This window comes from Polaribacter sp. P097 (assembly GCF_036864555.1).
In the GTDB taxonomy this organism is placed as follows: Bacteria; Bacteroidota; Bacteroidia; order Flavobacteriales; family Flavobacteriaceae; genus Polaribacter.
Genome location: NZ_JAZETJ010000001.1, coordinates 358,661 through 385,499, shown reverse-complemented (window position 1 = coordinate 385,499; position 26,839 = coordinate 358,661). Strand labels below are relative to the sequence as shown.

Sequence of the window (26,839 nt, the reverse complement as noted above, 5' to 3'; positions counted from 1 at the left end):
TAACCAAAGTAATAAGGAGAATATTAATTTATAGGAGAATTTTAATTTATCTTTTTGTAGATTTAAGGACAATAAATAATCAGAATTATGAAAGCGAAATTATTTTTATTATTAGTAGGGTTTTTTACAATACTATCATGCACAAACGAAACAGCTGAAGTTGAAAAAAAAGATACTTATGTAATTGATAATTACACAAAACAAGAAGTAGATATTACCATGAGAGATGGTGTAAAATTGCATACCACAATTTATACGCCTAAAGATGTTTCTAAAGAATATCCCATTTTAATGCAGAGAACTCCTTATAGTTCTGCTCCATATGGAGAAGGTAAAATGAAATCTAAAATTGGGCCAAATTTACATCTAATGAAACAAGGTAATATCATAGTATATCAAGATGTTAGAGGAAGATGGATGAGTGAAGGTGTATATGATAATATGCGTGCTTATATACCTAATAAAAAAGAAAATCAATCAGATGAGGTTTCAGATACCTATGATACTATAGATTGGTTAGTTAAAAATGTAGAGAATAATAATGGCAAAGTAGGTACTTGGGGTATTTCGTATCCTGGGCATTATGCAACAATTTCTACAATAGATGCACACCCTGCTTTAAAAGCAGCTTCTCCACAAGCTTGTATAGGTGATTTTTTCTTTGATGATTTTCATCATAATGGAGCTTTTTTATTAAGCTATTTTAGAGCTATTTCTCTTTTTGGTACATATAAAGATACGCCAACAGATTCTGCTTGGTATTCGTTTCCAAAAATGAATACTCAAGACCAGTATCAATTTTTCTTAGACAAAGGGCCTTTAAAAAACTTAAACGAATATTTTCAATATGATAAATTAGATGTAAACGCAACAGCATCAAAAGATAAAATAGATGATTTTTTCTGGAAAGAAATTGTAGAACACCCTAATTACGATTCTGTTTGGCAAAGTAAAGGTATCATTCAACATATGGATAAAGTTCCAAGCACAGTAGCAACAATGATTGTTGGTGGTTGGTTTGATGCAGAAGATTTATATGGACCATTAGAAACTTATAAAGGAATAGAAAAAAACGGAAAGAACAATTACAATACTATGGTTTTTGGACCTTGGGATCATGGTAAATGGGCTAGAAATACGGTTAGAAATACGGTAGGTAATTACTATTTTGGAGATTCTATTTCGCTAAAATTCCAATCAGAAATAGAAACTAAATTCTTTAATCATTTCTTAAAAGGACCTGGAGATGGAAATACAGGTTTGCCTGAAGCTTATGTTTTTGATTCGGGTAAAAAAGAATGGAATTCGTTTGACAGTTGGCCACCTAAAAATGTGGTAAAACAAGATTGGTTTTTATCAGAAAATCAAGAGTTAACAACCAGTAAAAAATCAACAAAAGCAGTAGAGTTTATTAGTGATATAAAACGTCCTGTGCCTTATTCAGAAGATATTAAAACAGTTTTTACGCCAAGAAAATACATGACAGATGACCAACGTTTTGCAGCTAGAAGACCAGACGTTTTGGTTTTTGAAACCGATGTTTTAACTGAAGATTATACACTTGCAGGTGATATTCTAGCAAAATTAAAAGTGGCAACTACAGGAACTGCAGCAGATTGGATTGTTAAGGTAATTGATGTACATCCTTCAGATATTGAAGAAGATAATGAGACTTTACAAGATCATCTTAAAATGAGTAATTACCATTTAATGGTAAGAAGCGAAGTGTTAAGAGGTAGATTTAGAAATAGTTTTGAAAATCCAGAACCTTTTACACCAAACAAAAAGACCAATGTAGATATCAAATTGCAAGATGTTTTTCACACTTTTAAAAAAGGACATAAACTTCAAATTCAGGTTCAAAGTACTTGGTTTCCACTAATAGATTTAAATCCGCAAACGTATGTAGATAATATTTACAAAGCTGATAAAGCTGATTTTAAAACCCAAAAACATACTGTATTTACAGATTCTAGTATTGAATTTTCGGTTTTAAAATAGGTTATGAAATCACTTGTTGTTGTCGTATTTGTATTTATAATGTTTCAAGGCTTTTCTCAAGATTTTAAAAAGCATCAATGGAAAAATAGAGTGCTTATTGTTTCTACGATAGATAATACATCTTCCGATTTTTTAAAACAAATAGATCTATTAAAAAACTTAAATCAAGAATTAAAAGAGAGGAAACTTATCATTTATCAAATAGTTAATGATAAATATAAAGTAGGTTTTTCATCTAATTTTAAAAGCTCAAACTCCACCTCCAAAAAATACGTAAATACTAAAAAGGGCCTACAAATTACTCTGATTGGTTTAGATGGTGGAGTTAAATTAAAGCAGAATTCTGTTTTAACAGCGGAAAAATTGTTTGCAATCATAGATGGTATGCCCATGAGAAAACGTGAACTTAGAAAAAACAAGTAATCCTTATACATGGCTAAGAAATTTATTTATGGAATTCAGCAAATAGGTATTGGTGTAAAAAATGCTGAAATTGCTTTTAAATGGTATGCACAAACTTTGGGTGCAGATGCATTAATTTTTGATGATAGTAATGAAGCTACATATATGGCCAAATATATGGGTGGCAAATCTAGAAGTAAAAGAGCACTTTTGGCTCTTAATATGCAAGGTGGAGGAGGTTATGAAATTTGGCAATATAAAAATAGAGAGCCCAAAGCACCAGAAAATTTATTTCAAATAGGTGATTTAGGTATAAATTTTCCTGTTGTAAAATCTAGAGATATTGCTAAAACCTTTGCTGTTTTAAAAGCTAAAAACGTTACAATTTTATCTGGCATTGTAACAGAACCAGATTCAGTTAAAGCCTTTTACATTAAAGATCCTTTTGATAATATTTTAAAGATAAAAGAAAATAACCAATTTTATAGTAATCAAAATACTTCTATAGCAGGTGTTTGTGCTGCTGTAATCGGAGTTTCTAATATTGATGAATCTTTACAATTGTACTCAACAGTTTTAGGATATGATCAAGTGATTTATGATGAAACAGCTGTTTTTAAAGATTTAAAAGCCTTGAATAATGGTGGCAAAAAATTTAGAAGAATACTGCTAGGTCATTCAGAAAATAGAACAGGAGGTTTTGCAAAACTGTTTGGAGCAACTCAAATTGAATTAATTCAAGCTTTAGACAGTAAGCAAAATAAAATTTTTGAAAATCGCTTTTGGGGAGATTTAGGCTACATTCATCTATGTTTTGATGTTAAAAACATTAACCAATTGACCAAAGAATGTAATGCAATAGGTTTGCCATTTCAAGTAATGAGTGCAGCATCTTTTGACATGGGAGATGCCAATGGACATTGGGGCTACATAGAAGATTCAGATGGAACTTTAATAGAGTTTATAGAAACCAATAAAGTACCTTTAATTAAAAAGTTGGGCTTAAATATCAACCTAAAAAATAGAGACCCAGAAAAGCCCTTGCCAAATTGGATGATAAAAGCCATGAATTTTAAAAGAGTGAAAAAGTTTAAATAATAATTTACCTTGTAAATAAATATAGTTTAGTTTATGGATTTTGATATTATAATTATTGGTGCAGGTTTATCTGGTATAGGTGCTGCATGTCACTTAGAAAGAAAAAATCCGAACAAAACGTATAAAATTTTAGAAGCTCGAGAAGAACTTGGAGGTACTTGGAGTTTATTTAAATATCCAGGTATACGTTCTGATTCTGATATGTATACTTTCGGTTATTCTTTTAAAACTTGGGATGATGATAAATCATTTGCAGATGCACCTTCTATTTTAAAGTATTTGAATGAGGCAGCAGAAGAGTATCAGGTAAATAAACATATCTCATTCAATCAAAAAGTAATTCATTACAATTTTGATGCAGCAAGTAGTTTATGGACGGTAACTGCCATAAACCCATCTACCAAAGAGGAAACCAAATTTACGTCTCAATACATATTTAATGCCAGTGGTTATTATAATTATGATACTGGTTATACACCTAATTATGAAGGTTTAGAGAATTTTAGAGGTCAATTTTTACATCCTCAAAAATGGGATGCTAACTTAGATTACACAAACAAAAAAGTGGTGGTTATTGGTAGTGGAGCAACTGCTGTAACAATAGTACCAAAAATTGCAGATAACGTAGATAAGGTAACCATGTTGCAAAGATCTCCAACATACATTGCAGCTTTACCCAATAAAGATAAAATTGCCAAGTTTATAAAACGAATTTTACCAAGTAAGGTAGCACATACAACTGTAAGAGCTAAAAATATTTTAGCAGATATGCTATTCTATAATTTGTGCAGAAAATTTCCAAAAACTATGAAAAAGGTGGTGCTAAAGGGAATTAAAAAAGAGTTAGGTGATTTTCCTTTAGAGCCACATTTTTCTCCAGATTACAAACCTTGGGATCAGCGTTTTTGCCTAGTTCCTGATGGTGATTTTTTTAAAGCAATTAAAAAGGGTAAAGCCACTATTGAAACAGATAGTATAGCATCTTTTATAGAAAACGGAATTTTATTGAAATCAGGAAAAATATTAGAAGCTGATATTATAATAAGTGCAACAGGGTTAAAATTATTACCTTTTGGAGGTGCAAAAATATCGCTCAATAATAATCCTTTCGATATTACAAAACAGTTTATTTATAAAGGATTAATGTTAAGTGAATTGCCTAACTTCTTTGTGTTTGCAGGTTATACAAACGCTTCTTGGACGTTAAAAAGCGATTTGACAAGTGAGTATATCTCTAGAATGTTAAAATATTTAGATAAGAATAATTATACTTCAGTGCATGCTAAGGTAATAGAAGAAAATTTGGGTGAACTACCTTTAATCAATTTAGATTCTGGTTATATTCATAGAGCCAAAGACATACTTCCTAAACAAGGAGATCAATTTCCTTGGAGATTGTATCAAAATTATATTTTAGATTATAAAGTTTTACGATTAAATGCCATAAAAGACAAAAGGTTATTCTTCAATTAATAGCAATAAGTTACTTTTGCAGTATGTTTAAACAAAGAATACCCTTAGAAGAAGATGATTTTTATTTAAATGAAAAAGGTTATAAAGTGTTTACCGAAAAATTTCATTTAAAAAGAGGCTATTGCTGCAAAAGTGGTTGCAAACATTGTCCTTATGGTTATGATAAAAAAACAGATAGTTTTAAATAATTCAATTTACGAAACATGAAAAAATTTTTAGTGGTAGTATTAGTCGCATTTCTATTTTCTGGATGTGCAGAATTGCAGCAAGTGGTTAACAATTTACCAAACAATGTAGGGTTAAGTCAGGAGCAAATAGGCAATGGTTTAAGACAAGCATTAGATAATGGTATAGAACATCAAGTTGCAAAACTTACTTCTAAAGACGGCTTTTATAGAAATGAATTAGTAAAAATTTTATTACCAGAAGAATTACAAGCCGTAGACAAAGGTTTGCGTAAAATTGGCTTAGGCAATTTGGCAGATGAAGGTATTAAAGTTTTAAATAGAGCAGCAGAAGATGCAGTGAAAACAGCAACTCCAATATTTGTAAATGCTGTAAAAGAAATCACATTTAATGATGCAAAAAATATACTTTTAGGCGATAAAAATGCTGCAACGAACTATTTACAGTTAAAAACAAGTCAAAGTTTATACAATAGTTTCAGTCCAGTTATCGATAATTCTTTTTCTAAAGTTGGTGCAGATAAAGTTTGGAGTAATTTAATTACAAAATACAATTCTATTCCGTTTGTTAAAAAAGTAAATCCAGATTTAACTGGCTATGTTACTAATGAGGCATTAAAAGGAGTTTTTACTATGATTGAAATAGAAGAGAAAGGAATCAGAGAGAAAGTTGGGTTAAGAAATACAGCTCTTTTAAGACAAGTGTTTGCTTTACAGGATAATAGGTAATCTAAAAATTTAACCTGTATAGTTTTTATATAGGTATTGTTAACATAAATTTTGTAATTCAAGTTGTAAATTTACGACTAGATATAAGAACTGTTAATAATTATCTATGAAAAATTTATTACTTGCTATTCTCATTTTATTTGGTTTTAATGTTAACGCTCAGCAAACTGTAGAAGATGATTTTGAAGGAAATGGAACAATTTCTACTTGGTTTGGAGATGATGCAAACATAAATGCACAATTCAATAATCCTTATAAGGAAACTATAAATACGTCAAATACTGTTTTACAGTATGAAGATGTAGGTGGGCAGTATGCCAATATTAGATTCGAATTAGATGAAAAGTTTGATTTATCAGAAGATTATACTTTTTCGTTTAAAATATATGTGCCTGCAGTAACTATAACAGGTTCACAGAATAATCAAGTTTCACTTAAACTTCAAAATGGCGATTTAAATGAGCCTTGGAGTACTCAAACTGAAATTGTAAAAGATGTTACTTTAAATCAGTGGCAAACAGTTACGTTTAATTTTAAAGACGACAACTATATCAATTTAAATGCAGGTTCTGCTGCTCCAATTACTAGAACTGATTTTAACAGAGTTGTTATTCAAGTAAATGGAGAAAATAATACTGATAGAGTTACAGCTTATATAGATGACTTTTTATACGATGGTACAATTGCTGGTAGCTCAGATGATGAACCAGTGTTTGATAATTTAGTTTGGTCTGATGAATTTGATGGCCAAACAGGTTTTGTAACTGATTTAGATAATTCAAAATGGTTCAAACAAATTTATCCAATAATTGGTGGTAATTCTTGGGCTAATGGAGAAATTCAGCATTATACAGACAGATTAGACAATTCATACGTAAGTAATGGAACTTTAAAAATTCTAGCTAAAAAAGAAACCTACTCATACAATGGTACTTCAAAAAACTATACATCTGCTAGATTAAACTCAAAGTATGCCTTTACTTATGGAAAAGTGGAAATTAGAGCAAAAATGCCAACAGGTGTAGGTACTTTTCCTGCATTATGGATGCTAGGTCAAAACATTACAGAAACTGGTGGTTACTGGGCAGCAACAAAAGGTACAACTCCTTGGCCAGATTGTGGAGAGATAGATATTATAGAACATTGGGGAGATAATCAAGATTTTGTGCAAAGCGCTTTACATAACAGATCTAGTTTTGGAGGTACAGTTAATAAAGGAGGTAGAACTATTAGTAATGCATCTTCAGAATTTCACGTTTATACTTTAGAATGGACAGCTACAAAAATGACATTTAGTGTAGATGGCATAGTACATTATGTTTACAATCCTGAAAATAAAAATGCGGAGAATTGGCCTTATGATGCACCACAATATCTTTTATTAAACGTAGCTATTTTACCAAATATCACAGCAGGTTTTTCAGAAAGTGCTATGGAAGTAGATTATGTAAGGGTTTATCAAGAATCAGCAAGTCTAAGTACAGAAGATAATACTATTAAAAACCAGGCCTTAAATGTATATCCTAATCCTTCAAACAGCAGAGTTACAGTTAACTTGGGAAACGTAGAAGGAGAAAGTGAATTAATCTTGTATAGCATTACAGGTAAAAAAGTTCATACCTTTTCTCAAGACACCCCATCTGAAACCCATGATATCTCATTTTTAAAAAGAGGTGTATATTTTTTACAAGTGGCCTCTTCTAAAAACTCGAAAGTAGTAAAGCTGATTAAAAACTAATAGATAATCTAAATTATTTATTATAAGATAATTAGCGGTTGCAGGGTTAATAAATTTTTCATAGATTTATAAAAACTAATCCTCCATTCGCCATGTATTACCAAAATCAATTCCAGAATTATAAACGGCATCTAAAAGATAGATACGTAAACTTAGTTGAGAAATCGAATAACTATAGATTTGTAGACGAAGCTAAAAGTGATTTGGCAGCCTTTAAAGCGATGAAGCTATTAGAGAAAATTAATCAAGTAAACTATTTAGATAGAGATTTGGTTATTTAGGCTAAAGATTCTCTTAAGGTTTTAAAATAATTGAAAGCTTTTAGAAGTCTAGAACCATACCAAGAAAAATACTCACCATTCACCAACTGTATTTGTAATTCTTTATCCTTGTTTGTAAACGATATAAAATCTTTCTCCTTAAAAGGATAAGGTTCAGAAGAAAGTAAAATCAATTCCACGTTTTTATCTAATTGATCAATATCAACCTCAGGATATCTTTCTTTAGTTCTGAAGGTATTTTTAAACTTATTGATAGTGAGCATGTGGTTTATAAAGGTTCCATTTCCAGCTGCCATCCATGGATTTTTCCAAATGAAATAAGCCACATTTAAAGTTTCTTTATTTGCAATAAATAATTCGAACTTTCTAAATTCAGTGCGTATATTTTTGACTAAAATTGTCGCTTTTTCTGTGCAAGAAAATATAGTTCCATATTGTAATATTAAATCTAGAGTGTCTTGTAGTGTAGCAATGTCTGATACATGAACAACAGCAATTTCTTGGCATTTTTTTACAATATCTTTGGTGTTCTCTTCCTTATTACAAAGTATGATGTCTGGCTTTAATTCTCGAATTTTATCAAAATGAACATTTTTAGTTCCACCAACAATAGTTTTTGATTTTCTTAAGTGAACAGGATGTACACAAAATTTGGTGACCCCTACAATTGAAGTTTCTAAACCTAAATCTACTAAAAGTTCGGTTAAGCTTGGTACTAAAGAAACAATTCTAGAAGGTGTTTTTTGCAATTCAAAAATGGTATTCATTTGATCTTTGAACTGCATAGGTTTCTATTTTAAAATAGCTTCCATTTCTGTTTGCAATTCCTTTGCTTGTAGAGCAGCAGCATTTGCAAAATCTTCATTTTTAGAAGCGTATATTATTCCTCTAGAAGAGTTTACTAATAACCCAATATTTTCAGTTAAACCGTATTTACAGACATCTTGTAAATTTCCTCCTTGAGCACCAACTCCAGGTACTAATAAAAAAGCTTCAGGTACAATTTTACGAATTTCAGCAAAATACTCAGCTTTTGTAGCACCAACAACATACATCAAATTTTGAGAGTTTTCCCATGTTTTAGAAGTTTCTAAAACCAATTTGTAAAGCTCTTTATTATCTACTTTTTGAGTTTGAAAATCAAATGCACCTTCATTAGACGTTAATGCAAGCATAATAGTGTGCTTATCTTTTATGGCTAAAAAAGGCTCTACAGAATCTTTACCCATATATGGGGCTACAGTTACAGAATCAAAACCTAAATCTTCTAAGAAAGCCCTTGCATACATATTAGATGTATTACCAATATCACCTCTTTTTGCATCAGCTATAGTATAGATTTCTGGGTAATTTTCATTCAGATAATTGATTGTTTTCTCTAAACATTGCCAACCTTTTAAACCATAAACTTCATAAAAAGCAATATTAGGTTTGTAGGCAACACATAAATGATGAGTTGCATCAATAATAGCTTTGTTAAACTCGAAAATTGGATTTTCTGATGCTAATAAATGTGTTGGTAGTTTATCTAAATCAGGATCTAAACCAATACATAAAAATGATTTTTTTTGATTTATTTGTGATATAAGTTCGGCTGTTGTCATTAGTTTTGCTTAAAGTGATACAAAAATACTATTTTTAACGGGTAACATTTGTAAGATCTTAATTTTTTAAAAGACAATTTTTAGATGAAAAGATTAATCTTATTACTTTTTATAGTTTTAGTGAGCTGTAATAAAGAACAGCCAACTACATTTTCTGAGCCTGCAAATTTAGAAATGCTGGTCGATGTAGATGGCACTAAAATTACCTTTAGAGAGGTGCTTTACAAACATAAAGGCAAAAAAATATTGATTGATTTTTGGGCCTCTTGGTGCAAAGATTGTATTGTAGGTTTTCCAAAATTAAATCAACTGCAAAAAGAATTTCCAGATGTAGAATATGTATTTTTATCTACAGACTTTAGTCAACCTTCTTGGAAAAAAGGAATAAAAAAATATAAAATTAAAGGTGAGCACTATAATTTGCCAAAAGGCATGAATGATGGCGATCTTGTAGAGTTTATAAACCTTTCTTGGATACCAACTTATATGGTTATTGATGAAGAAGGAGAAATTGCCTTATTTAAAGCTACGAATATTACAGATAAAGCTATCAGAGAAGCACTTGAAGATAATTAAGGAAACGTTTTAGTAACTATTTAGTATTTAAAAGAATATTTACAGATCATTTCTTAATTTTACCATAGATTTAAATACATCCTTATGAGAAAAAAAATAGTAGCAGGTAACTGGAAAATGAATAATGATTTAGCAGAGACAAAATCATTAATTAACGGTATTCAGAGTGAAATAGAAAACCTTGAATTAAATAATGCAAGAGTTATTGTTTCTCCTTCTTATGTAAATTTATCATTAGCTTTAGAGTTAACTTCTTCAAATAAAATAGAAGTTGCTTCACAAAATATGCACCAAGCAAAAAGTGGAGCTTTTACAGGTGAAGTATCTGCAGATATGTTAAAGTCATTGGGTATTAAATCTGTTATTATTGGCCATTCTGAAAGAAGGCAATATTTTAATGAAACTGATGCTTTATTGGCGGAAAAAATGGATGCTATTATTGCCAACAACTTAGAAGCTATCTTTTGTTTTGGAGAGCTTTTAGAAGATAGAAAATCCAACAACCATTTTAATGTGGTAGAAAGTCAGTTAAAAAATGCTTTATTTCATTTAAAAGCAGAAGATTTTTCTAGTATTGTTTTAGCTTATGAACCTGTTTGGGCTATTGGTACTGGCGAAACTGCAAGTCCTGAGCAAGCACAAGAAATGCATGCATTTATTAGAAAAACAATTGCAGAAAAATACAATCAAGAAGTAGCAGACAGTATTTCTATTTTATATGGTGGTAGTGTTAAGCCTGCAAATGCAGTAGAAATATTTTCTAAAGAAGATGTTGATGGTGGTTTAATTGGTGGTGCATCTTTAAAACATGCCGATTTTGCAGCTATTATAAAAGCAATTTAACTTAAGTAAAACATATACTTTGGTATAAAACCAATAAATTTGCATCAAGATTGAATCTTGATGCATTTTTTATTATGGATAATATATATATCGAATATACTTTTACAATAACACCTAAAGAGCCAGCTTCAGAAATTTTAATAGCTGAGTTAGGTTCTGTAGGTTTTGAAAGTTTTGTTGAAACAGAAAATGGTGTAATTGCCTACATTCAAAAAGACGATCACTCTTCAACTGTTTTAGAAGATATTTATATTCTAAGTTCTAATGAATTTTCAATTTCATATACTCAAAAAGAGGTTGCACAGACCAATTGGAATGCAGAATGGGAGAAAAACTTCACCCCAATTCAGGTGAACGATTTGGTAAGTATTAGAGCGCCTTTTCATGAGAATCCTAATTTGCAATATGATATTGTAATAGAGCCAAAAATGAGTTTTGGAACTGGGCATCATGAAACTACGCACATGATGATTCAGCATTTGTTGGAGTTAGATTTAAAGGATAAAAAGACTTTAGATATGGGTTGTGGAACTGGAATTTTAGCAATTTTCGCTGAAATGAAAGGTGCAAAACCCATAGATGCTATAGATATTGATAATTGGTGTTACGAAAACTCAATAGAAAATGTAAAACGTAATAATTGTTCAGAAATAAGCGTTTATGAAGGTGATTCTTCTTTGTTACATGATAAAAAGTACGATGTTATTATTGCGAACATCAATAGGAATATTTTGTTGGCAGATATGGAAATCTACACAAATTGTTTAAACGAGAAAGGTGTTTTATTATTAAGTGGTTTTTATAAAGAAGATATTTCTATCATAGATGATGAGGTTTCTAAGTATAACTTAAAGTTAGAAAAAACGATAGAAAGAAATAATTGGGTTGCTTTAAAATACAATAAATTGTAATTTTGAAAATATGAGTACTAAAGAAAAAATTCAAGAGGAAGTAGACGTCTTAGAAAAAGAGGTTTTTCAGCATGAAATTGTTTTGCATAATGATGATGTAAATACATTCGATTTTGTAATTGAATCTTTAATCAATGTTTGCGATCATACTTTAGAACAAGCTGAGCAGTGTACTATTTTAGTACACTATAAAGGTAAATGCACTGTTAAGTCTGGTGAATTTAAAGATTTAGAGCCAAGGTGCTCTAAATTATTGCAATTAGGTTTATCTGCAGAACTCGTTTAATTATGGAAAACGTATTAAAGTATTACGAGTTTTCGGATTTTAAGAAAGACAGTTCTGAAGCATTTTCTAATAACGATATTGCATATACTGAGCTAAATGATACTCATTTTTTAATTTTTGAAAAAGAGGAAAATCAATTTAATTTGTATGTATCTAAATACAATTCAAGAAGCGAAATTGGTAAAAAGAAACCGCTTATTTTAGAATTGTTAGTTTCTAATTACGATAAAAGTAAGCCTGAGCATAGGTTAGCTATAAAACGATATCTTAATTAAAAATAAATTAAAAAGCCCATAAAATTTTCTTTTATGGGCTTTGTATTTAATTATTCTTTCTCTTCCAAAAACTCTTTAACCATACCATAAATAATGGTGTCTTTGTCGTTGTTTATTTCTCTCCATTTTAAAACTTTAACGTAAGCTTTTTTGCCATCTTTATCAAAAATCTCATCAATAGAGTTTAAATCGTTACCAGTTATTGCAACCACCAAATCTTTCTCATAATACGCTTGCGCATATTTATCTCCAAAAAGATCGAAGTTGTCTTTACCTATATGCGAATAAATATCATATGAAAATAAGTGTCCCAAATGTTTTACGTAAGCAGGATTTACATATTGTATGATAAATCGATTACCACGTTTTACCTTTTGCCAAACTGGTAAAGGAAAACTTTGATAAGTTCTATTAAAAATAATCATGTTCTTTTTAAGCGAAATGCTTTTTTCCTTCAGTTTTACAACTTCAATTTTTACATTTTGATTTTCAGTTCTTAAAAAGTACGTTGATGTTGTTAAAAACAACAAAGAGATATAGGTAATAATTTTATGTTTCTTTTCTAAATTAGAAACAGTAAATAATAGAGACTGAGCCTTAAGTCCTAATTTTTTCATAAATAACGGGTATCAGATTATTTAAAAAATTTTCGAGGGTTGGTAAATGAATGTTAAAAGATCTTTTTTACAATGTTCGATGGTATAAATAAGAACTGTAACTTAAATGGGGAATTACATAACCATTATTAGGGCAAATGGAGTAGTGGAGCATAATTGTAGGGGTTAAAAGTGAAAATCAAATATAGTCAAAAAAAGCATATAAGAACGATACCCTTGTTCTTTTCATGCTAAATTGTTAATAAAGTAAAGGTGAGTTATTTTTTTATTTTGGTAATTCTTTGCACCATTCCATACACTAAAGTATCCTTGTTATCTCTAATACTTCTCCATTTTAAAACGTGCCCATTAATTGGCGCTCCAGATTTATCTACAAATTCTTCAGTAGTAGTTAAAGTTGTTCCTGTTATAGAAACAGCAATGTCATTTTCATAAAATATTTGTGCAGATTTTTTTGGCCAAAGCTCAAAATTATTTTTTCCAATAACTAGGTATTGATCATTATTAAAAAAATGCCCAAATTCTTTAACAAAAGCTGGGTTAGTATACTGCATGATAAACTCGTTACCTCTTTTTACTTTCTGCCAAACAGGTAAAGGAAATTCTTCATAACTTCTGTTGAAGATTACCATATTCTGTTTCAAGTTTAAATTACGCTCTTTTACAATTGCGTAATCTACCTTTACTCTTTGATTTTCTGTTCTTAAGAAATAAGTAGATATGGTTAAAAATAGCAACGAAGCATAAGTAATTACTTTATGTTTACGTTCTATATTAGAAACTGCAAAGAGTAATTTACGAGAATTAAAACTTAATTTCTTCATTTACCTCCTTGTTTAAATAAGTGCAAAGATTCTGAATTTACAGTGTAGATGTTGTTAAACCATAAATTATAAATCCAATAAAATAAACGTATAGGGGTTATATATGAGGTATTATCACCTGTAAGCAAAGGCGATTGAATATAGAAAGCATTAGTTTTTATATTATCCATAGTTGAGGGAATTGTAGGGATTATTTAAAATACTAATTATTTGTTTCAACAAATAATAAGGCAAATATAAAAATATAAGATATATAGCCAATATTAATACTCTAATATACAAAGTAAAATTATATATATAGACTAATTATAAATTAAAATAAAAAAAAACTCATTTTAATTAAAAAATGAGTTTTTCTGTGACCATGCTAGGATTCAAACCTAGAACCTCTTGAGCCGTAATCAAGTGCGCTATTCAGTTGCGCCACATGGCCTTTTTGCGGGTGCAAATATAATATCATTTTTTTAATATAGAAAGCCTTATGAGGTTTTTATGAATTTATTTCATTCTTAAAATTTTCTACAACTGCGTTTGCTTTATCCAAATCTGTATCGGCAGCATACAGCTCTATAGAATTACCTAAGGCACCAAAGCCAGCTAAATTTCCTGAGTTTACTCTGTCTTTTATAATGGTTTTAATATTTGCTTCTTCTAACAAAGAATTTAGTCTATTAACTAAAATAGAGCTTCCTGTAAATACTTTAATATATTCTATTTCCATAATGTTTGTTTTAATCTAAAGATTTCATAGTAACAAATGCTCGCCAACCAATAATGGCAAGTTGTATTTTTGATGCTTTAGAGATGTCTAATTCTTTTTTGGTGTAAGAAGGTAAAATTACCTTATTTACTTTAGCTAATGTTTTAAATAATTTTTTCTTCATTACTGTTTGGTTGGTCGTAAAAGGTAGCAAAAATGTACAACTTTATTTTGGTTATAGCAAGTTGTACTTAATTTCTTAGAATAGAATTATATAAATGATTTCTGCAACAAGTGTAATAAATTTAACCAGTAGTAAGATCATAATTTCTGTAAATTTTAAGTTGAATATTAGTTTTCTGATTTCAATATAAAATCTTAAAATACTATCAACCTAAAGTTTATAATACTATTAATTAAATTTGTTTTATAATAATAATGAAATAAATAGTTTTAGTTATAATATTTTAAATATTTACTAGATGTTAGTTTATTTTTATAATTAGTTTACATTAAAAATGCTTAAATGTGTTATCAAGTAAAGGGCTGTTTTAGTTGGTTTTAAAATTGCAAAGGAAATTTCATCATTAATTGGTTGTTTTTTGCACTTTTCATCTTTATCGAATTTAACTAATTGTATAATCTTGTATCTTTGACAAAAAGATTTTAGATGAATTTTTTACTAATTATAGTTGGTATAGTATTGTTAATTTTAGGTGGAGACTGGTTGTTAAAATCGGCAGTAGCACTATCGCTTAAATTAAAAATTTCTAAAGTTGTAATAGGGATGACAGTAGTTTCTTTTGCTACTTCTGCTCCTGAACTTATTGTTAGTATAAACGCAGCTTTAACTGGCTCATCAGATTTGGCTTTAGGTAATGTTATTGGCTCTAATGTTGCCAATTTAGGTTTGGTGCTAGGTATTACTTTGTTATTAGGTTCTATGGGGGTTAGTAAAGACTTTTACAAGTTGAATTGGCCTGTAATGATGATAGCTTCATTGTTACTATATTTCTTTCTTTTGAGTGATTCTGTAATTGTTTGGTGGGAAGGTTTGTTTCTGTTTGTATTCTTAATCTGTTTTATTGTCTATTTACTGCGCTCCCAAAAAGAGTTTGATCTTGATGATATTATAGAAGAAGAAATTCTATTACCTAATCATAAAACATTCTTTTACTTTTTAATAGGTGGTTTAGGCCTTTGGGGTGGATCAGAATTATTGATTAAAGGAGCAACTTCGTTAGCATTAGAATTTGGAGTAACTGAGAGAGTAATAGGAGTTACCTTAGTTTCTATAGGAACAAGTGTGCCTGAGTTAGCAGCTTCTGTAATTGCAGTTCTTAAGAAGGAAAAAGCCATTTCACTAGGAAATTTAATAGGCTCTAACATATTTAATATACTTGCTGTAATTGGTATTACCTCAATAATAACTCCTGTATCATTATCAGATCAAAGATTGTTGTCTAGTGATATTTTATGGATGTTAGCTATTTCATTTAGTATTTTGCTAATGGTTCTACTGCCAAAGAAATTCAAACTCAATTGGGTAAATGGTGTTCTTTTGTTGGGTGCGTATTGTGCTTTTATTTACGTAATTATATAGTTGATTGTTCTTTCTTTAAAACAAAGTGTTTTAATGCAATTAGAATAGCAACACCTAAAAAAGCAAATACTGTCATAAATAACCAAGTTAATTCATAGCCTATAAAATTAATCATTTGCATTCCTGAGTTATGGCTAAAAATACTGGCTAGCGAAAAAGATATTGCATACATAGCCATATATTCTCCTTGATTGCCTTTTTTACCTCTTTCCATTGCAAAAGCATTTGAGAAAGGAAAAGCAATCATTTCTCCAATGGTCATCAATAAAATACCTACAAATAAAACTCCTATCCAAGATGTAGTTAAAAGGATAACAAAACTTAATGAGACTAAAAATAGACCTAAAGCAACAAGTTTTATCTTATCTTTTTTCAAATTTTCTAACCAATGAATAAGTGGCATTTCAAAAACGAAAATGAAAAAACCATTAAAACCCATAAGTAGGCCAATTTCTAATTCGCTTAAATTTCTAATGTCTTTGTAATATAATGGCATTGTAGAAAAGTATTGCATAAAAGTAAATCCGAAGATGAACATTCCAATAAAAAAGATCCAAAATGCTTTGTCTTTATAAACTGATACTGGTTTTTCTACAATAACATTATCTAATTCTTTTACTTTTTTAGGATGTAAAACAAATACTAATACCAATGATGCTAAAATGCAAGTAATACCATCAACCCAAAAAAGTGCATAATAACCAATACCTGTAATAATCATTCCACCAATTGCAGGTCCTGCAGAAAAACCAAGATTGATGGCCAAACGAATCAAAGTTACAGATCTGGTTTTGTTTTCAGGTTTACTGTAGGCATTTAAAGCAACAAACATTGCAGGTCTAAAAGCATCTGCTGCTAGCATTGTTAATAGTATTCCAAGACAAAAAGACTCAAAAGTAGATAGGGTTTGTAATAAGATAAAGAATATTCCAGAGATTAGTAAACTGCTAAACATTACTTTATAATAGCCTATTTTGTCAGTCAGTTTTCCTCCAAGCCATGTGCCTAAAACAGAACCTAATCCCCAAAAAGATAATATCCAACCTACATTGGCTAAGCTAAACCCTAAATTCTTATTAAGGTATAAAGATAAAAACGGAATTACCATTGTTCCTGCTCTATTCACCAAAGTAATTAATGAAAGCCACCAAACCTCTTTAGAAAGGCCTTTAAAGGTGTTTACATAATTGGTTAGAATATTTTTCATCTGGATTATTAGTGTGATAAAATCAAAAAGCCCAATTTCTAGATTGGGCTTTTAATTAATATATTTATTGAATAGAATTAAAAGTGCAACCTCAAATTTGTATAATTGGTAAGTTAGATTTATAAATTCTATTTTTCATTTGCATTAATTACAGGGTAAACGTACGTAAAATTATTGAATATCGTATTTTTGAAAGATAAACATGCTCTAATGAAAAGACTATTTCTACCTAGTTTAATTGTTTTAATATTGATAATATCTTGCAATTCTAAAGATAAAAGACCTTTGTTAGGTGATACTCCATATCAACAAAAATTGAATGCAAGTTTTAAAGATGTTACATCATCACCTTTAAAAAAGAAAGATATTAAGGTTTTTAAGGGCTTAGATTTTTTTCCTGTAGATTCAAACTTTATTGTCACAGCAAAACTTACTAAAATCGAAAATGCGCCTATTTTTAAAATGGCAACTACTACAGATAGAACTCCTTTATATAGAGAATATGGAGTTTTAGATTTTACGATTAATAATAAGGCATTACAGCTTACAGTATATCAAAGTCAAGAGGATTTAGAAGATGAGCAGTACAAAGATTATCTGTTTATTCCTTTTACAGATGAAACTTCTGGCAATGAATCTTATGGAGGAGGTCGATATATGGATGTTATGTTAACTGATATTAAAAATGATCAAACAATTCAACTTAATTTTAACAATACCTATAACCCTTATTGTGCTTATAATGAAAAGTTTTCTTGCCCAATTACACCAAGAAAAAATCATTTAGATATAGAAATAAAAGCGGGTGTTAAAGATTTTAAAAAGCATTAAGCGTCTAAAGAAATACTATTTTTAGCGTCTTCAAGAATTGCGTTTTCTAAGTTCTTTAAGTGATGTTGTCTTACTTTTAGTTTTGTTTCAGCATGTGCTTTCTTGTTTAGTTTTGTAAACATTTCAGCAACCTTTTTTGCAGTAGGCATTAAGTGAGTTTCAGGCACAATCATGTCTAAAAAACCTGCTTTTACAGCGTCTTTAGGATTAAAGATTTCAGCATTATTAACACTTCTATTTAAATATACTTCAGATAGTCTTGCATTAGCAATAGCAATACCAGCATTATGCATGGTCATTCCAATTAGCACTTCATTTAGTCCAATTTTAAAATCGCCTTCTACACCAATTCTATAATCTACAGATAATAATAAAAATGCTCCTTTAGCAATGGCATGACCATTACAAGCTAAAATTATTGGTTTAGGAAAAGACAACATTTTTAAAGATAGTTTAGAACCTTTGGTTACTAATTCTATGGCAGATTCAGGTGATTTTGTCATCACTTTTAAATCGAAACCTCCAGAAAAAATACCATCTGTACCTGTTAGAATAACTACCTTATCTTCTTTTTCAGCTTTATCCAAGCCTTCGTTTAAACCTGCAATAACTTCGTGAGAAATCGCATTCGCTTTTCCGTTATTAATAGTAATTATTGCGTAGTTTTCTTCTGATTGATAAGTTACAAATTCGTTCATTTTCTGAGTTATATTAATTTAATAAGGTACATTCCTGCAAAAACAGCTAAGAAACCTGTGATAAAACTGACAATTGTATAGAATGCAAATGAGGTAAAATCTCCTGATTTTAAAAATACATGATTCTCGTAAGCAAAAGTAGAGAAGGTAGTAAAACCGCCACAAAAACCAGTTGCTAATAATAATGTGTGATTTTCTGAAATAGCATCGTTTTTTGCTGCATATCCTAAGATTAAGCCTATTAAAAGACTGCCTAAAATATTTGCAGCAAAAGTGCCATAAGGCACTCCTGTTTCAGTGTTGTTTAGCCATTTGCCAATGATGTATCGCAAAACGCTTCCAAATCCTCCACCAATAAAAACAAGAAATAAGCTCTTCATTACAAATCTAATTGATCAATGTTTCTCCAATTTTTCTTGTCTACTATAGTACCTTTATTTAAAATCATAATTCCAGGATTAGATCTTATCATGGTTTTTAAAGTAGTTTCATCACAAAATAAAAATTCAAAATCTAGTTGATAACGCTCTTTGGTTAAATCTATGATATCAGAAAAAGAGGCAGAAACACCGTAAATGCTGTAGCCTTTTGCTTTAGCATCTGTAGCTAACTTTTTAATTTCTGGAAATGCACTGTAATTCGACTTTTCCAAACTAGGCATAATTACTAAAATAACTTTTTCTTTTGCTAAAATTTGTGGAGCCAAATCGTTTTGGGAATCTTCTAAAAAGAAATCATGAATTGGTGGAATTTTACCATCATTTTTATACTCCATTCCTTCAGGAATATTTTTACCAATAGCATAAGCTCTAAAGTCAATAATTGGTAAATTAACCAAAACATACCAAGTAATTGCTGCTGATATTAATAATAATAAAAATACAATTAAGCCATTGTTATTCCTCGGTAAAATAGGGTTGATAAATTTTATTTTAAAACCAATAAAGAATATTAAAATGGTTAGTATTACATCTTTCCAAAAGGTTTCCCAAGGCGTAAGTTTAATAGCATCACCAAAGCAGCCACAATCTGTAACTTTATCAAAATAAGCAGAGTACCAAGTTAAAAATAGAAAGAATAGAATAATTAGTTTTAAGCTGTTTACGGTAAATTTTCGTTTCCAACCTACTAAAAGAGCAACACCTAAAACTATTTCTAAAATAATTAAAAATATTGCAAAAGGTAAGGCATAAGGTATCAGAAACTCTAAATTTAGTACACCTTCAGAAAAATATTCTTCAAATTTGTATTGAGAACCAATAGGATCTACCAACTTCACAAATCCAGAGAAAATAAATAATCCTCCAACTATAATTCTAGAAATTTGGACTAAAATATTGATGAATGTATCTTTTTGTTTTACCATAAAATTTAAATTTAATTCTGCAAATGAATCATTGCAAAAACAGCATAATTGATCATGTCTTGGTAGTTGGCATCAATACCTTCAGATACAATTGTTTTTCCTTTATTATCTTCTATTTGTTTTACACGAAGTAATTTTTGAAGAATTAAATCGGTTAAACTAGAAACACGCATATCTCTCCAAGCTTCTCCATAATCATGATTTTTATTCATCATTAATTCTTTGGTAATTTTCACGTGCTTATCATAAAGTAAAGTAGCTTCTTCAGTAGACAAATCTGGATTTTCAACCACACCTTTTTCTAGTTGAATTAAAGCCATTACAGAATAGTTGATAATACCAATAAATTCAGACTTTTCACCTTCATCTACTTTACGAACATCATTCTCTTGTAATTGTCTAATTCGTTGTGCTTTAATAAATATTTGATCTGTTAATGAAGGCAAACGTAAAATACGCCAAGCACTTCCATAATCTGTCATTTTTTTTATGAATAAACTTCTGCATTCTTCAACTACAGCATCATATTGTTTTGAGGTGTCTTGCATTTTTTAATAAAAAGAATTTATCAAATGTAGTAAATCTTATATCCAATTCATTTATTTTTACAATGAAATTAACAATGATTTTATGAAAAGAGTAGTTGTGTTTTGTGGTTCTAGTATAGGTTTTAATCCTGTTTACAAAAAAGCCGCAAAATCTTTGGGGCACTATTTTGCAACTCATAATATTGGGTTAGTTTATGGTGGAGGTAAAATAGGAATGATGGGTGTTTTAGCAGATACCATTTTAGAAAATGAAGGTGAAGTTATTGGAGTAATACCTAAACTTTTAGAAAAGGTTGAAGTGATTCATGCAGGTGTAGAAGAAATGATTGTTTGTAAAAACATGAGTGAGCGTAAAGTAATCATGAGTAAATTGGTAGATGGTTACATTACACTTCCTGGTGGTTTTGGTACTTTAGATGAGCTTTTTGAAGCACTTACCTTAAACCAATTGCATATAGAACAAAAGCCTGTAGGTTTGCTGAATATTAACGGATTTTTTGATGCCATTTTAATGCAAATTGATAAAATGGTAGAGGAAGGTTATGTAAGGTCAGAAAATAGAAAGCTCTTAATTGTTGCAAATACTGTAGATGATTTAATGATAAAAATGCAGCAATATGTTGCTCCAGAATTAGGACATGTAATTCAAAAAGTGGTAAAATAGAATGACGATTAACTGCAAAGGCAATTTGATAGATTTAGCTTCTCCAAAAGTTATGGGGATTTTAAACATAACTCCAGATTCTTTTTATGATGGTGGAAAGTACAAAGACAAAAATGCCATTTTAAGACAAGTAGATAAAATGTTAGAAGAAGGTGCAACATTTATAGATGTTGGTGCGTATTCTTCTAGGCCAGGAGCAGCTCATATTTCTGAAGAAGAAGAGTTGAAGAGAATTTTACCTGTAGTTGATTTGTTAGTAAAAAACTTTCCAGACATTATTCTTTCTATAGATACATTTAGAAGCGCTGTTGCTAGAGCCACAATAGGTTCTGGTGCAGCGCTAATTAATGATATTTCAGGTGGTAATATGGATGACAAAATGTTTGCAACTGTTGCAGAATTGCAAGTTCCATATGTTTTAATGCATATGTTAGGTACACCACAAAACATGCAGAAAAATCCTGTTTATGAAGATGTAACAAAAGAGATAATTTCCTTTTTTGCAGCACAGATTTTTAAATTACATCAATTAAAATTAAATGATGTAATCATTGATGTTGGTTTTGGTTTTGGTAAAACTTTAGAGCATAACTTTGAGATTTTAAAAAACTTATCACTTTTCAAAAGTTTAGATGCACCTATTTTGGCAGGTGTTTCTAGAAAATCGATGTTGTACAAAACTTTAGATATTTCTGCCAAAGAAGCCTTAAATGCAACCACATCTGCAAACACTATTGCTTTGTTAAATGGTGCAAATATTCTACGAGTGCATGATGTAAAAGAAGCTGTAGAGGCTGTAAAAATTGTACAGCAAATAAAATAAATTAATTCAAATTCTTTATTTTTAGTCTAGCCCTGATTGAACGATTTGTTTGAGCTCTTTTGAAGCATGAAAAAAGCGAGTAGTGAAAGCAGGAATTAGCTTCAAAAAAATAGCAAAAAGACCTTGGTAAATTAATTTTACTTCACAAATTTTCTATGTATTTTTGCAAACTATGCAAGAAACAAAAAAACATCAATTAACAGATTGGTTACCAACTACAAACAGGGAAGTTAAAATCCGTGGATGGGATCAATTAGATGTTATTTTATTTAGTGGAGATGCTTATGTAGATCATCCTTCTTTTGGGCCAGCAGTAATTGGTCGAATTTTAGAAAGCTATGGTTTACGAGTTGCTATTGTGCCTCAGCCAAATGTAAATGATAATTTACAAGATTTCGAAAAACTGGGTAAGCCAAGACTATTCTTTGGTTGTACAGGTGGCTGTATGGATCCTATGGTTTCCAACTATACAGCTAGCAAAAAAAGAAGAGATAAAGATGCATACACACCAAATGGTGATAAAGGTTTTAGACCAGACTATGCAACATCTGTGTATTCTAAAATATTAAAAGATAAATTTCCTGATGTACCAGTTTTAATTGGTGGTATAGAAGCTTCTTTAAGAAGAGTAACTCATTATGATTATTGGTCTGATAAATTGTTACCTACTATTTTAGAAACCTCGAAAGCAGATATGCTTGTTTACGGAATGGGTGAACAGCCTTTGCGTGAAATTGTAACTTTATTGCAAAAAGGAGTGCCTTTTTCTAGTTTAAAAAACATCAAACAGACTGCAGTTTTAATTGATCAGAAAGAAGAGAAATTACCTGTTATAAATGATTGGGAAGATGTAACTATCAATTCTCATGAAGCTTGTTTAAAAGACAAAAAGACGTTTGCCTCTAATTTTAAAGTGATAGAGCAAGAGTCTAATAAATTAAAAGCAAGAAGAATTTTACAGGATGTTAAGGGTAAAACCTTAGTTATTAATCCGCCTTTTCCTACAATGACAGAAAAGGAGATTGATGGTTCTTTTGATTTGCCTTACACAAGATTACCACATCCAAAATATGATAAGCGTGGACCTATACCTGCGTTTGAAATGATTAAATTTTCTATTAATATTCATAGAGGATGTTTTGGTGGATGTAGCTTTTGTACAATTTCTGCACATCAAGGAAAATTTATTGCAAGTAGGAGCCAAGAATCTGTTTTAAGAGAAGTAGATAAGGTTGCAAACATGCCAGATTTTAAAGGTTATTTGTCTGATATTGGTGGGCCTTCTGCAAACATGTATCAAATGAAAGGTAAAGTGCAATCTATCTGTGATAAGTGTGTTGCTCCAAGTTGTATTTCGCCTGTAATTTGTTCTAATTTAGATACATCTCATAAACCGTTAACAGATTTATATCAAGCAGTAGATAAACATCCAAAGATTAAAAAATCTTTTATAGGTAGTGGAATTAGACATGATATGTTGGTACCTGAATTTAATAAGAATGCAGATCCTAAAGAATTAGATGCTTATACAGAAGAGGTGATGACCAAGCATGTTTCTGGTCGTTTAAAAGTAGCTCCAGAACACACTTCAGATCCTGTTTTAAAATTAATGCGTAAACCATCTTTTACATATTTTCATAAGTTTAAAGAACGTTTTGATAGAATTAATATCAAGAAGAAATTGAACTTACAATTAATTCCGTATTTCATTTCTAGTCATCCTGCAAGTGAGGTGGAAGACATGGCTAACTTGGCTGCTGAAACTAAAAACATGGGCTTTCAACTAGAACAAGTTCAAGGTTTTACGCCAACTCCAATGACGGTTGCTACAGTAATTTATTATTCAGGTTATCATCCTTATACATTAAAACCAACTAGAACTCCTAAGACTAAAAAGGAGAAAGAAGATCAGCATAAATTTTTCTTTTGGTATAAAAAGGAAAATAAAGATTGGATTAGAAATACCTTAAATAAAGTAGGAAGACAAGATTTATTAAATGTTTTGTTGCCAGAAAATAAATCGTGGCAAAAGAATAAAAAGGCAAAGCCTGCTAAAAACACTTTTGATGATGCTGTGCCTTTTAATAGAAGAAAAAAGAAAGTAACTCGTAGTTCTTCTAAAAAAAGAAGAAGATAAATTTACTCTGGTAAAACTGTAATGTGAACTTTTAAAATACATTCATTTTTATAATCAGTGTCAGCAGTAAAAGCTTTAATAACTAACATGTTGCTTTGACCAACCAAGGTTTTGTCTATTGTAAATTGAAAACGATTTGAATCTTGATTAATTCTTAGTTTACCAGCAAAATGATATAACTGATATTCAATTTTTCGGTCTTTTGGATCGTTAGCTTCTACCAAAAGCTCATATTCATCGCCAACTTTTAAAATTGGTTTTTGCTTATTTTCTTCAGGATTGGTATTCCAAGTATTGCCAAGATTATCAGAAATTTTAGAAATAGAAATAAAATAATCGTCGATCTTATTTTTCTTATTGTTAAATATGGTAATGGCATTTTTTAGATCTTGAACAATACCAGAAAGCAAATGTTCTTGACTCTGAATTAAATCCTGACCATTATTTTGTGTTTTTTGGAACTGAAGAACTTCATTAAAGAAAGCTTCAAACCTTTTTTTATCAAACAGAACAGGTAAAAAGTGATCCCAATTTTTATCTATAATTTCTTTTAAGTCTTCTAGCTCACTGTAAAAGATTATTCTTTTTTCAAATAGAAAGCCATCATTTTGCTTTTTTGCATTGGCTCTTTTTGCGATCCATTTATCAGAAATTTCTTTAGAAACTTGGTAGTGACTGCTGTCTGCATTGCCAAGAATATCAATAATTAATTGTCTTAATGTGGTGATGTATTGTTGTATCATTAATAAAACTGAGTTAAAAGAAATCTATTACAAGAGTTAGCGAAGTTAAATTTTTAAATTTTGAGAACCAAGTCTCTAATAGATTCTCTTAATTTTTTACCTAAAAGATGGCAAAAGATATTAAGAATAAAATTCCCATTCCAAATGAGGCTATAAAGCCAAAACTAATATTTAACAATATAAATTTTAAGAATGTTTTAAAATAACCTTGCTGATAAAATTTTTTCATAGCCAAGTATAGATAAATTAAAAAGAGGCCTAGAAAAACCCAAACTGCTGGAGTTACATGGAAAATTAGAAATATAAAGTATATGGAGAACAGCATAAAGAATACTGTTTGCACATGAAATACAAAAATAAGATGATCTACATACGTATATTTTCTTCTAATAAAATAGAATTTTAAGAATAGTGTGAAAAATGGTAGAAATATAAATAAGGCAATAGAACCATAAGACAATAATTGATTAAAAAACTGTTCTCTTGTTTCTTCGTTTTTAGAGAAAGAATGCAAACTTTTGGCTCTTGTAAATAGAAATCTATTGGTAAAGTTTTTTTCATAACCCAAAGAATCTAGAGCATTATTAATATCAGGATTCGGATTTTCCTTTACATAATCCATAAAGGCATTAAGTTTAGAATCAAAATCTAGATTAATGCTGTCATCAGTTGAGTCTTTTTGGCTCTCTATTTTGATTGCTTCTAAATCTTTCATGAAAGTAGAATCTTTTGCTTGTTTGTCTACTTCTTCTAAAATTATTTTTCTTGTTTTCTCAGGAACAGGAATAATGAAGTTTTTCATTTCAGTATCAACCTCTTTTTTTAAAGAGTCAATTTCTTTTTCCGTGAGTTTTTTAGACTTTACCTCAGTTGAATCTTTTTGTTTGATGTCGATTATTTTTTCGGTAACATTAGTAGCAAGCGCTTCATACTTTTGTACTGTTTTGTATAAACCAATCAATAAAAAGAAGATGATGGAAACCGTTAAATAGAAACGAAAAGGATTTGTGTAACGTTGTCTTTTACCACTAATATAGTCTCTTGAAACTTTACCAGGTTTTGTAAGTAGAGGTATTAGGGTATTCCAAAATTTAGCTTCAAAATTGAATAAGCCATTAAAAACTTCATGAATAAAACTTAAAAAGGTAATTCTGTAGCCTTTATTGGCTTGGCCACATTCAGGGCAAAAATTTTCTGATCCACTAAAAGGATGCCCACAATTTAAGCAGGCAGGATCTTTAATTTTGGCTACTTTATTTTTACCTTTAGTTAGTTTGATAATATGGTTGTTGCAAGTTGAAACGTAGGTATATAAACTTTAAATTCTTCTAAAGTATTGGTGTTTATCATTTTGTAATATCCGTTCATGGCACCAATATTAGATTCTAAAAAGCAGCCAGAACTGTAAGAGTAATGATCATTAGGTTGTAATACAGGGCTTTGACCAACAACACCTTCACCTTCTACAATTTCGGTTTTATTTAAACTGTCGTAAATTTTCCAAAATCGGTCTGTAAGTTGCACTGTTTCTAAAGAATGATTTTCTATAGTAATAAAGTAGGCAAAAACGTAATACAATCTATTGTTTCTATAGCTTGTACCATTAAATTTAGTTTTTACAGAAATTCGTATGCCTTTCGTTACTTGCTCAATCATTAAGGTAAATGTAGTTTTTT

Annotated in this window: 33 protein-coding genes, 1 tRNA gene and 1 pseudogene; 18 read left to right on the top strand and 17 right to left on the bottom strand. The window is 29.9% G+C overall.

The annotated features are described in order from the left end of the window. The first annotated feature begins 87 nt into the window (after positions 1-87). From V7R38_RS01935 to V7R38_RS01900, 8 genes are all read left to right on the top strand, one after another. Positions 88-2,001, top strand: coding sequence for a CocE/NonD family hydrolase (locus V7R38_RS01935; protein ID WP_334055822.1), 1,914 nt, complete (start codon positions 88-90; stop codon positions 1,999-2,001). 3 nt (positions 2,002-2,004) lie between these two features. Then, positions 2,005-2,424: a DUF4174 domain-containing protein gene (locus tag V7R38_RS01930; protein ID WP_334055821.1), complete on the top strand. Its 420-nt coding sequence runs from the start codon at positions 2,005-2,007 to the stop codon at positions 2,422-2,424. Positions 2,425-2,433: 9 nt separating this feature from the next. Continuing rightward, positions 2,434-3,501, top strand: a complete 1,068-nt coding sequence (locus V7R38_RS01925; RefSeq protein ID WP_334055820.1) for a VOC family protein — start codon at positions 2,434-2,436, stop codon at positions 3,499-3,501. A 33-nt stretch (positions 3,502-3,534) separates the two neighbouring features. Beyond that, positions 3,535-4,974 carry a flavin-containing monooxygenase gene (locus V7R38_RS01920; protein WP_334055819.1) on the top strand — a complete coding sequence of 480 codons (1,440 nt, stop codon included), beginning with the start codon at positions 3,535-3,537 and terminating at the stop codon, positions 4,972-4,974. Positions 4,975-4,997: 23 nt separating this feature from the next. Continuing rightward, on the top strand, positions 4,998-5,162 hold the full coding sequence (locus V7R38_RS01915; RefSeq protein WP_334055818.1) for a DUF5522 domain-containing protein: 165 nt from the start codon (positions 4,998-5,000) through the stop codon (positions 5,160-5,162). Between the two features lie 15 nt (positions 5,163-5,177). Next, on the top strand, positions 5,178-5,888 hold the full coding sequence (locus V7R38_RS01910) for a DUF4197 domain-containing protein (RefSeq protein WP_334055817.1): 711 nt from the start codon (positions 5,178-5,180) through the stop codon (positions 5,886-5,888). A 106-nt stretch (positions 5,889-5,994) separates the two neighbouring features. Beyond that, the gene (locus tag V7R38_RS01905; protein ID WP_334055816.1) at positions 5,995-7,626 is read left to right on the top strand and encodes a family 16 glycosylhydrolase; all 1,632 of its coding nucleotides are present in this window, start codon (positions 5,995-5,997) and stop codon (positions 7,624-7,626) included. A gap of 92 nt (positions 7,627-7,718) precedes the next feature. Next, positions 7,719-7,907, top strand: coding sequence for a hypothetical protein (locus V7R38_RS01900; protein ID WP_015482038.1), 189 nt, complete (start codon positions 7,719-7,721; stop codon positions 7,905-7,907). On the opposite strand, the gene V7R38_RS01895 is transcribed toward V7R38_RS01900, so the two are convergent. Both V7R38_RS01895 and pyrF read right to left on the bottom strand, forming a co-directional pair. Continuing rightward, on the bottom strand, positions 7,904-8,692 hold the full coding sequence (locus V7R38_RS01895; RefSeq protein ID WP_334055815.1) for an ABC transporter substrate-binding protein: 789 nt from the start codon (positions 8,690-8,692) through the stop codon (positions 7,904-7,906). The two genes, V7R38_RS01900 and V7R38_RS01895, sit on opposite strands and share 4 nt — an antisense overlap. Before the next feature lie 6 nt (positions 8,693-8,698). Beyond that, positions 8,699-9,511: an orotidine-5'-phosphate decarboxylase gene (gene pyrF, locus V7R38_RS01890; protein WP_334055814.1), complete on the bottom strand. Its 813-nt coding sequence runs from the start codon at positions 9,509-9,511 to the stop codon at positions 8,699-8,701. An 84-nt stretch (positions 9,512-9,595) separates the two neighbouring features. Here pyrF and V7R38_RS01885 point away from each other — a divergent pair, with 84 nt between their 5' ends. The 5 genes from V7R38_RS01885 to V7R38_RS01865 all read left to right on the top strand — a co-directional run bounded on the left by V7R38_RS01885 (position 9,596) and on the right by V7R38_RS01865 (position 12,402). Continuing rightward, positions 9,596-10,087 carry a TlpA family protein disulfide reductase gene (locus V7R38_RS01885; RefSeq protein WP_334055813.1) on the top strand — a complete coding sequence of 164 codons (492 nt, stop codon included), beginning with the start codon at positions 9,596-9,598 and terminating at the stop codon, positions 10,085-10,087. Positions 10,088-10,171: 84 nt separating this feature from the next. Then, positions 10,172-10,930, top strand: coding sequence for a triose-phosphate isomerase (tpiA, locus tag V7R38_RS01880; protein WP_334055812.1), 759 nt, complete (start codon positions 10,172-10,174; stop codon positions 10,928-10,930). 74 nt (positions 10,931-11,004) lie between these two features. After that, positions 11,005-11,841, top strand: coding sequence for a 50S ribosomal protein L11 methyltransferase (prmA, locus tag V7R38_RS01875; protein ID WP_334055811.1), 837 nt, complete (start codon positions 11,005-11,007; stop codon positions 11,839-11,841). Positions 11,842-11,851: 10 nt separating this feature from the next. Further along, positions 11,852-12,127 (top strand): ATP-dependent Clp protease adaptor ClpS, encoded by a 276-nt coding sequence (locus tag V7R38_RS01870; protein WP_015482044.1) that lies wholly within the window; start codon positions 11,852-11,854, stop codon positions 12,125-12,127. 2 nt (positions 12,128-12,129) lie between these two features. Then, a complete protein-coding gene (locus V7R38_RS01865) occupies positions 12,130-12,402 on the top strand; it encodes a hypothetical protein (RefSeq protein ID WP_334055810.1) in 273 nt (90 codons plus the stop codon). Positions 12,403-12,452: 50 nt separating this feature from the next. Here V7R38_RS01865 and V7R38_RS01860 read toward each other — a convergent pair whose 3' ends face one another. The 6 genes from V7R38_RS01860 to V7R38_RS01835 all read right to left on the bottom strand — a co-directional run bounded on the left by V7R38_RS01860 (position 12,453) and on the right by V7R38_RS01835 (position 14,727). After that, the gene (locus tag V7R38_RS01860) at positions 12,453-13,019 is read right to left on the bottom strand and encodes a hypothetical protein (RefSeq protein WP_334055809.1); all 567 of its coding nucleotides are present in this window, start codon (positions 13,017-13,019) and stop codon (positions 12,453-12,455) included. 257 nt (positions 13,020-13,276) lie between these two features. Further along, positions 13,277-13,843: a hypothetical protein gene (locus V7R38_RS01855; protein WP_334055808.1), complete on the bottom strand. Its 567-nt coding sequence runs from the start codon at positions 13,841-13,843 to the stop codon at positions 13,277-13,279. After that, entirely contained in the window at positions 13,840-14,013 is a 174-nt protein-coding gene (locus tag V7R38_RS01850; RefSeq protein ID WP_015482048.1) for a hypothetical protein, read from the bottom strand. The genes V7R38_RS01855 and V7R38_RS01850 overlap by 4 nt, the downstream gene beginning before the upstream one ends. A gap of 189 nt (positions 14,014-14,202) precedes the next feature. Then, a tRNA-Arg gene (locus V7R38_RS01845) sits at positions 14,203-14,276 on the bottom strand. 57 nt (positions 14,277-14,333) lie between these two features. After that, complete coding sequence (locus V7R38_RS01840; protein WP_334055807.1) at positions 14,334-14,564, bottom strand: putative signal transducing protein; 231 nt, start codon at positions 14,562-14,564, stop codon at positions 14,334-14,336. Positions 14,565-14,574: 10 nt separating this feature from the next. Further along, entirely contained in the window at positions 14,575-14,727 is a 153-nt protein-coding gene (locus V7R38_RS01835; protein WP_015482050.1) for a hypothetical protein, read from the bottom strand. Between the two features lie 486 nt (positions 14,728-15,213). Between V7R38_RS01835 and V7R38_RS01830 the strand changes: the two genes are divergently transcribed. Then, the gene (locus V7R38_RS01830) at positions 15,214-16,146 is read left to right on the top strand and encodes a calcium/sodium antiporter (protein ID WP_334055806.1); all 933 of its coding nucleotides are present in this window, start codon (positions 15,214-15,216) and stop codon (positions 16,144-16,146) included. Here V7R38_RS01830 and V7R38_RS01825 read toward each other — a convergent pair. Continuing rightward, positions 16,139-17,353, bottom strand: coding sequence for an MFS transporter (locus tag V7R38_RS01825; protein ID WP_334055805.1), 1,215 nt, complete (start codon positions 17,351-17,353; stop codon positions 16,139-16,141). The genes V7R38_RS01830 and V7R38_RS01825 overlap by 8 nt on opposite strands. A gap of 210 nt (positions 17,354-17,563) precedes the next feature. Here V7R38_RS01825 and V7R38_RS01820 point away from each other — a divergent pair, with 210 nt between their 5' ends. After that, positions 17,564-18,184 (top strand): DUF1684 domain-containing protein, encoded by a 621-nt coding sequence (locus tag V7R38_RS01820; protein WP_334055804.1) that lies wholly within the window; start codon positions 17,564-17,566, stop codon positions 18,182-18,184. On the opposite strand, the gene V7R38_RS01815 is transcribed toward V7R38_RS01820, so the two are convergent. From V7R38_RS01815 to V7R38_RS01800, 4 genes are read right to left on the bottom strand one after another with little or no spacing between them, the layout of a single operon-like run. After that, on the bottom strand, positions 18,181-18,882 hold the full coding sequence (locus V7R38_RS01815) for a crotonase/enoyl-CoA hydratase family protein (protein WP_334055803.1): 702 nt from the start codon (positions 18,880-18,882) through the stop codon (positions 18,181-18,183). The genes V7R38_RS01820 and V7R38_RS01815 overlap by 4 nt on opposite strands. Positions 18,883-18,890: 8 nt before the next feature. Further along, positions 18,891-19,262, bottom strand: a complete 372-nt coding sequence (gene crcB, locus V7R38_RS01810; RefSeq protein WP_015482055.1) for a fluoride efflux transporter CrcB — start codon at positions 19,260-19,262, stop codon at positions 18,891-18,893. Further along, complete coding sequence (locus tag V7R38_RS01805) at positions 19,262-20,248, bottom strand: DoxX family protein (RefSeq protein WP_334055802.1); 987 nt, start codon at positions 20,246-20,248, stop codon at positions 19,262-19,264. The genes crcB and V7R38_RS01805 overlap by 1 nt, the downstream gene beginning before the upstream one ends. An 11-nt stretch (positions 20,249-20,259) precedes the next feature. Next, complete coding sequence (locus V7R38_RS01800; protein WP_015482057.1) at positions 20,260-20,796, bottom strand: DUF1599 domain-containing protein; 537 nt, start codon at positions 20,794-20,796, stop codon at positions 20,260-20,262. Between the two features lie 82 nt (positions 20,797-20,878). Here V7R38_RS01800 and V7R38_RS01795 point away from each other — a divergent pair, with 82 nt between their 5' ends. The 3 genes from V7R38_RS01795 to V7R38_RS01785 all read left to right on the top strand — a co-directional run bounded on the left by V7R38_RS01795 (position 20,879) and on the right by V7R38_RS01785 (position 24,420). Next, positions 20,879-21,460, top strand: a complete 582-nt coding sequence (locus tag V7R38_RS01795) for an LOG family protein (RefSeq protein WP_334055801.1) — start codon at positions 20,879-20,881, stop codon at positions 21,458-21,460. 1 nt (position 21,461) lies between these two features. Beyond that, entirely contained in the window at positions 21,462-22,283 is an 822-nt protein-coding gene (gene folP / locus V7R38_RS01790) for a dihydropteroate synthase (protein ID WP_334055800.1), read from the top strand. A 172-nt stretch (positions 22,284-22,455) separates the two neighbouring features. Beyond that, positions 22,456-24,420: a YgiQ family radical SAM protein gene (locus V7R38_RS01785; RefSeq protein WP_334055799.1), complete on the top strand. Its 1,965-nt coding sequence runs from the start codon at positions 22,456-22,458 to the stop codon at positions 24,418-24,420. A gap of 2 nt (positions 24,421-24,422) precedes the next feature. Here V7R38_RS01785 and V7R38_RS01780 read toward each other — a convergent pair whose 3' ends face one another. The 4 genes and pseudogenes from V7R38_RS01780 to apaG all read right to left on the bottom strand — a co-directional run bounded on the left by V7R38_RS01780 (position 24,423) and on the right by apaG (position 26,819). Further along, the gene (locus V7R38_RS01780; protein WP_334055798.1) at positions 24,423-25,163 is read right to left on the bottom strand and encodes a hypothetical protein; all 741 of its coding nucleotides are present in this window, start codon (positions 25,161-25,163) and stop codon (positions 24,423-24,425) included. Between the two features lie 100 nt (positions 25,164-25,263). Then, positions 25,264-26,124: a hypothetical protein gene (locus tag V7R38_RS01775; RefSeq protein WP_334055797.1), complete on the bottom strand. Its 861-nt coding sequence runs from the start codon at positions 26,122-26,124 to the stop codon at positions 25,264-25,266. Positions 26,125-26,139: 15 nt separating this feature from the next. Continuing rightward, positions 26,140-26,295 (bottom strand): annotated as a pseudogene (locus tag V7R38_RS13140) (DUF3667 domain-containing protein); the annotation flags it as partial. Between the two features lie 137 nt (positions 26,296-26,432). After that, on the bottom strand, positions 26,433-26,819 hold the full coding sequence (apaG, locus tag V7R38_RS01770) for a Co2+/Mg2+ efflux protein ApaG (RefSeq protein WP_015482063.1): 387 nt from the start codon (positions 26,817-26,819) through the stop codon (positions 26,433-26,435). Positions 26,820-26,839: the final 20 nt, after the last annotated feature.